Source organism: Wolbachia pipientis (genome assembly GCF_023661085.1).
In the GTDB taxonomy this organism is placed as follows: Bacteria; Pseudomonadota; Alphaproteobacteria; order Rickettsiales; family Anaplasmataceae; genus Wolbachia.
Window position 1 is genome coordinate 1 of sequence record NZ_JAHDJT010000072.1, and the last position, 6,798, is coordinate 6,798.

Genomic DNA, 6,798 nt, shown 5'->3' on the forward strand with positions numbered 1-6,798 from the left:
AATTGGTTAACAGCCAACTGCTCTACCACTGAGCTACCGAGGAATAAACTGGTTTCAATTTATCATATTGAGCGCTGATTGTAAACGGTTTTTGTTTGCAATTATGATCAAAGCAATGTTAAATGCGCATAATTACACACATTTGCAAAAAACATAAAGCCTAATGAAAAAAGCTGCGAATGCCGGTGAAAAACATAGCAATTTTATTTTCATTTGCGGCTGCTATTACATCTTGGTCCTTCAGCGAGCCGCCAGGCTGAATTATGGCTGTAATTCCATGTTTTGCACTTTCTACTATGCTATCTAGAAATGGGAAAAATGCATCTGAGGCAAGTACAGCACTTTTGCACCTTTCACCCGCCTTTTTAACTGCAATGTTCACACTATCTATTCTGCTTGTTTGTCCTGCACCAATACCGATGGCACAACCGTCTTTTGCTATAACTATTGCGTTGGATTTCACATGCTTACATATTTTCCAAGCAAAAATAAGATCTTCTTTTTCTTTTTCTGTTGCAGCGCACTTTGTTACTTGGGTTATTTCTTCTGCTTTTACTGTATGGTTATCATTTTCTTGTACTAAAAATCCACCGGTAACATTTTTGATTTGACACTTTGCATTTTGCTGAAGAGAGCTATGAATAATTACTCTTAAATTTTTCTTTCTCTGTAAAATTTTTAGTGCTTCATCGTTTATTGATGGTGCTATCACTACTTCCAAAAACATCTCGCTTAATTTTTCCGCTAACCTTAAATCTATCTCCCGATTTAAAGCAACTATGCCACCAAAACTGCTTATCTCATCACACGATAGAGCTTTTTCGTATGCTTCCAGAGCGCTATCACCAATGGCAGCTCCACATGGGTTATTATGCTTGATTATCACTGCTGCAGGTTCCTGAAACTCAGAAACTATGCTAAGCGCAGATTCTATATCCACTATATTATTATAACTCAACTCTTTTCCATGTAGTTTTTCCAGCGGATACTTGGTGAATTGATTACTGTAAAAAGCAGCTTTTTGATGGGGATTTTCGCCATACCTGAGTTCTTGTGCTTTACGTCCGTATAGGGCAAAAAACTCTGGTAACTCATTGCTTTTACTCTGGGATAGAAACCAACTATAAATATTAGAATCGTAGCATGCAGTAAGAGCAAATGCTTTAGTTGCTAGATGTTTTCTGTATTCCAATGTTGTTTTATTGTTATTTTTGATCATCTCAGCTTTCAGTGTTTCATAGTCTTGAGTGCTAGAAATAACTGAAGTAAAATGAAAATTTTTTGCTGCAGCCCTAATTAGCGCTACTCCACCGATATCAATTTGTTCTATAATTTGCTCTTCATTTGAGCCCCTGCTTACTGTTTCCCAAAATGGATATAGATTAATTATAAGCAGGTCTATGGGCTCGATTCCTAGATCTTGCATTTCTTTTTTGTGCTTTTCTCGATCACATAGTATTCCTCCATGAATTTTAGGGTGTAAAGTTTTTACCCTACCGCTTAGTATCTCTGGAAATTGTGTGTAATCTGAGACTTCTTGCGTTTTTATTCCTGCATCGAATAGGATTTTATATGTATTCCCTGTTGAGAGAATCTCTATTTGTTGCTTTGTTAAAAACGATGCAAGGTCAATTATATTTGTTTTATCATAAACCGATATTAAAGCTCTCTTCACTTTTATATAGAAAGTTTTTTAAGATTATACATAAGAAAAGGAAGTTTGACTATAGTTGTAATATCATGCGTTTTTAAAATTTTTTTATTTGTAGTTTTGTCCAACCATATGGAAACTTTGATAGCAAGTAGAGATTATACCAAATCCTAGATCTCAAGGGATGCTCTCAAAAAGCCCTGCGATACCAAAATAAATAAAGAGGTATGCCACTTGCGGTGAATAAGCTTGCAATTAGCAAGGTGTTTATAGGAGTTTCAAGTATCACCCAGCAGCAAAAGGTTGTTGCTATACTACCAATTAAAAGCTTATAATAATTTCTCTCCTTTACAACAACCTTTAGAAAAGCAAGGCTGCATGTAAGGTAGACAAATAAAAATGAAACTACAGAAAAGTCGATGATCAATGTGATTTGCTGAGCAAAATTGTTGCTTGAAGTGAGAATTAGTAAAACTGCAGTTCCAACTGAGCTGGTTATTATTCCCCAAAAAGGAGAACCATGTTTGTTCCTTTTGGCAAAGAATTGCGGCATAAGTTTATCTTCAGCAAGACCAAAAGCAACTTGTCCACTAGATAATACCCAAGCATTTAAACTACCAACACAAAAAATGGATGCAATTACAGAAATAATCAAATGCCAATTACCAGAAAACATAATTTTTATTGCATCAACGTATGGCGCCTTTGAACTTGCTAAATCATTCCCATTTATTAACCCCATAATCGCAAAATTATTGATAAAATATATAACAGCAACACAGATTGTGCCAAGTACCACAGCTCTTGGTATAGTTTTGGTCGGGTTATCAACTGACCCTGCAGGTGCTGTTGCCAGTTCAACTCCAACGAAACACCATAAAGTCAAAAGTGTAGAGCGGGCAAGAATCTGCGCTGCTGTAAGACTTGAGATTTCTTCACTTGTAATGAAGTTGTTTCTATCGAAAAAAAACAACGCTGCTACAGGTATTGCAAGCAATACAGAAATTTTTATAACCGTGAGTAGAAACTCAATGCGCCCAGCAGTAGCTATTCCTCTTAAATTTACTAACGTAATGACTGTAAATAGTAGCAACTCTAAAAGCAAACGCATGCTTTGGATATCTTCATGGAAAAATGGTGTAAGATAACCAACACCCACAACTATTAGAGCTGTTGTGCTAACCCAGGAGATTACCCAATATGTCCAACCAACAAAAAAAGCTGCTGTAGGACCAAAGGCATGTTTTGCATAGACGTGAGGGCCTCCGGTTTCTGGAAACTTTGCACATAACGTAGCAAACACTAGTGCAAGAAACACAGCACCAGCTCCTGATATTACCCAACTTATGAGGCTATAAGCACCATATGGTGCAAGGCTAATTGGAAGCATAAAAACCCCAGAGCCAATTTGACTACTGATTACTAAAGCCAAAACAGTTAAAAAACCTATTTTATTTGACACAATACTTCTTAATTCTTAGGCAGCAGTATAACTTAACCCCAAGAGTTTTAACAAATAAAAAATTATGTTCTTAGGTTAAACTTTTAGGAAGGTGGATTTGCGGTACCAAAGTAGATAAATAAGTGTGCCGCTTAGAGGAAATAAGCTTGACATGAGCAGTGTGCTTATAGGAGTCTCATATATTATCCAGCAGCAAAAAAGCACAGCCACACTTCCGATCAAGAATTTGCAGTAATTTTTCTCTTGTATAATAACCTTGAGAAAAGCAAGACTACATGCTAAGTAGATGAATAAAAATGAAACTACAGAAACATCAATTATTGAAGTTACTTGCTCTGCAAAATTTTTGTTTGACGTTAGAACAAGTAAGACTAGCACTCCCAAAGTACTAAGTATTATTCCACAAAAGGGAGCATCGTGCTTATTTCTTTTAGCCAAAAATTGTGGCATTAACTTATCTTTTGCAAGGCCTAAGGTAACTTGTCCATCAGCCAAGAACCAAGCGTTCAAATTACTTACAGAAACAATAAAAGCAACAACAGAAACAATCAAATGCCAATTACCTGAAAACATGGTTTTCACTGCATCAACATATGGTGCTCTTGAATTTGCTAAGTCGTTACCATTGATTAGCCCCATAATTGCAAGACTATTGATAAAATATACAACAGCAACACAGATTGTACCAAGCACTATGGCTCTTGGTATTGTCCTAGCTGGATTATTAACTGATCCTGCAGGTGCTGTTGCTGATTCAAGTCCAATAAAACACCATAGAGTGAGAAGTGTAGAGCGGGCAAGAGCCTGTGATGTTGTGAGGTTCGAAATTTCCTCGCTTACGATAAAGTTATTTCTATCAAAAAAAAACAAAGCTGCTGTGGGTATTGCAAGCAGTGCAATAATTTTAACGACAGTTAATAGAAGCTCAACATGTCCAGCAGTTGTTACCCCTCTTAGGTTTATTAGCATAATGGCTAAAATTAATGTTATCTCTAGAAGCAAGCGTATATTTTGCATATCATTTTGAAAAAGTGGAGCTAAATAGCCGATACTTGCAACCGTTACAGCCGTTGAACTAACCCATGAGCTTATCCAATATGTCCAACCAACAAAAAAAGCTGCTGTAGAGCCAAAGGCATGTTTTACATAAATATGAGGACCACCCGTTTCTGGAAATTTTGCACAGAGTAAGGCAAAAACCAAAGCGAGAGATATAGCACCGAATCCTGATATCACCCAGCTTATGAGGCTATAAGCGCCGTATGGTGCAAGGCTGATTGGAAGCATAAAAATTCCAGAGCCAATTTGGCTACTAATCACTAAGGCAAGAACAGCCAAAAAATCTATTTTATTTGACACAATGGCTTTTAATTTTTATCTGAATAGATTAACAATATAACCGAAGCTCAGAAATTTCAATCGATCTTTATAAAAGCTTGCATTTTTCTATAAGTATGCCATAATAAGTTAGTCATTGAGTGAAGGCTATGAATCCAAGGTTAAGAAGGTTTTTGGTTATTTGTGGGTATGTTTATGCCTAAATTGACATAAAAACGTAACTTTATTATAATAAGTGTTTATTAATTTAATGGGGTGTTTATGGTAGCAGATAGTGTTTTAAAAAGGTATGCATTAGCCTATATAAAAAAATCTGGTGGTAACAGCGGTATTCAAGAGTTTTTACAATTTTGCAACACACGCAACACTACAAATTGGAGTGAGGAGAATTTTGACAAGGTATATGGAGAATTTATACGCCCAAACTCAAATAACAGGCAGAATAGAGAAGGCGAAAGAAATGGATACAACGAGAGAAATATCGGTCAACCTACAGGCGCTCAGGACATACATGTACACGTGCACAATAGAGGTTTAGACCTTTGGGATTTTTTACTGTTACAATGTTGTTTCAATTCTCTATTCGGTGGTCACACTACTAATGTAACAAATATTAACTATGGTAATACCACTAACCAAAGCAGAGAAGATAAGAGCGAAGATGGAAAGTTACTGGCTTTAGGTATAGCAGTTGCTGTTGTGTGTGCTGCTTTCCATGGTCTTATGTGCTATTTCTATTATAGTAGCAAAAAAGAGGCTAGAAAATCAGACAAAATAGATTACCTGGATGATCGACTCAAGATGTTCAGAAATATAGAACTTGCGGTTAGTGCTATTTCTCTGGCAGCTTTGATATTTTGCGCTGTTAATCCAGTTTTACCAGAATTTGGTCTGGCTATTCTTGGTGTTAATTTTCTTGTATGTCTTGCTGGTGGCATAGCCTTTCATATGAAGCATCAGGAAGAATCAGAGAACATTGAAAAGGCTAAAACAGCGGTAGAAGGTTGCAGAGTTAGTACAAACTGTACGCATCATTGTTATTATTGCTAGATTTGTCCTAAACAAGCTGTACAATCCTGCGTTTGCCGCCGTTATCATAGGTCCCGCTAACACGTAGCGGGATGACGGTAGCTATAAATATTTAAGAAATTTACCAAGCAAAAAAGAGGCAAAAGAAGCCCCGTGGGCAGCTTACCTCAAAATATATTGGGTAGCTAAGCGGTTAACTCATGACTTCTTCTTTGAGTTGTGCAATTTCAGCTCTAGAAAGACCAGTAGTTTGGGCTATAATATCAACAGATACGCCAGCTTTAAGTAGGTTTTTAGCCACAGCAATTTTAGCCTGTTTTTCACCCTCTGCTCTGCCTTTTTGATGACCGATGAGGATGTCTTCTTGTCTACCTCTTTCTTCCCCAACCTTAACACCTTCATCAAATTTTTAAGCAAAAGCAGCTATCTCATCCATTATGCGTTTTTTCATTTGTTCATATGCTAGTAATTCTTCTTCTGACCAATTAAACTTATTTACCTCTTCATAAGCTCGTTTTATTATTACATCACTACCAACTATTTTATCTAGGTCCTCTTCCCTTATTTCTGCTGCATATCGAAAAAAATAACACCATTTTTCTACTATACTTTCCAGTTGATCTTCTTTCGTCTTTGTAAATTTTGGTAGTTCAATGAATACGAAATAGAAATCCTTTAAATCATGTTCATTAGTATTCTCGTCGCGAATAGTATGATTTGATTTGTACTCAGCCTTATCTGGAAAAATAGTACAATCAGCAACAGCTATGAAGATAATTTCCTTGAGGTTATGATAATCATCACCTTGATTTGCTTGACTTGAATAAGCTTTAGCGGCATAATATTGAGCACGCTTTTCGAAGCCTTTGGTCTTAGTAAACTGCATTTCTATAATATATCTGGAGCCTTGAGAGTCATTACAAAGGACATCGACAATACTCTGCTTTTTGGCGGCAATTTCAGGGTCCAAAATGGTAGCTAAAAATTCAACGTCCTGAATTGCAGCTAAGCCAGTAAAGCCTAAAATATCATTTAAGAAATGAATAAGAATATCTTTATTCTTTTCAGTACCAAATATTCTTTTAAAGGCATAACCATTGCGCGCATCAAGAAATTTTGAAACAGCCATAAGTAAAGACCCTAAAAAGCATTAAAATTATGCACTATTTCTTACAAATATTCAATCTTTTTGTTCGGATGTATCGGCCTACGAACCCAAGCTTCATCTTAAATTGCAATTATATTAAAAAATTTATAAAATGAAGAAAAAAAGCGAAAGAAACCCCGAGTAGCTAGTTATTCACTATCTATCTTATGA

The 6,798-nt window shown here is 36.2% G+C and carries 4 protein-coding genes and 1 pseudogene; 1 reads left to right on the forward strand and 4 read right to left on the reverse strand.

Annotation, left to right across the window (positions count from 1 at the left end):
• Nucleotides 1-160: 160 nt before the first annotated feature.
• The 3 genes from purH to DM84_RS03940 all read right to left on the reverse strand — a co-directional run bounded on the left by purH (nt 161) and on the right by DM84_RS03940 (nt 4,472).
• Nucleotides 161-1,681 carry a bifunctional phosphoribosylaminoimidazolecarboxamide formyltransferase/IMP cyclohydrolase gene (gene purH / locus DM84_RS03930; RefSeq protein ID WP_250778453.1) on the reverse strand — a complete coding sequence of 507 codons (1,521 nt, stop codon included), beginning with the start codon at nt 1,679-1,681 and terminating at the stop codon, nt 161-163.
• Between the two features lie 160 nt (nt 1,682-1,841).
• Nucleotides 1,842-3,113, reverse strand: coding sequence for an APC family permease (locus tag DM84_RS03935; protein ID WP_250778449.1), 1,272 nt, complete (start codon nt 3,111-3,113; stop codon nt 1,842-1,844).
• Nucleotides 3,114-3,188: 75 nt separating this feature from the next.
• Nucleotides 3,189-4,472, reverse strand: coding sequence for an APC family permease (locus DM84_RS03940; RefSeq protein ID WP_250778450.1), 1,284 nt, complete (start codon nt 4,470-4,472; stop codon nt 3,189-3,191).
• Between the two features lie 240 nt (nt 4,473-4,712).
• Between DM84_RS03940 and DM84_RS03945 the strand changes: the two genes are divergently transcribed.
• The gene (locus DM84_RS03945; RefSeq protein ID WP_250778451.1) at nt 4,713-5,501 is read left to right on the forward strand and encodes a hypothetical protein; all 789 of its coding nucleotides are present in this window, start codon (nt 4,713-4,715) and stop codon (nt 5,499-5,501) included.
• A 172-nt stretch (nt 5,502-5,673) separates the two neighbouring features.
• Here the strand turns inward: DM84_RS03945 and DM84_RS03950 are convergent.
• Nucleotides 5,674-6,609: pseudogene (locus DM84_RS03950) on the reverse strand (Rpn family recombination-promoting nuclease/putative transposase).
• Nucleotides 6,610-6,798 lie beyond the last annotated feature (189 nt).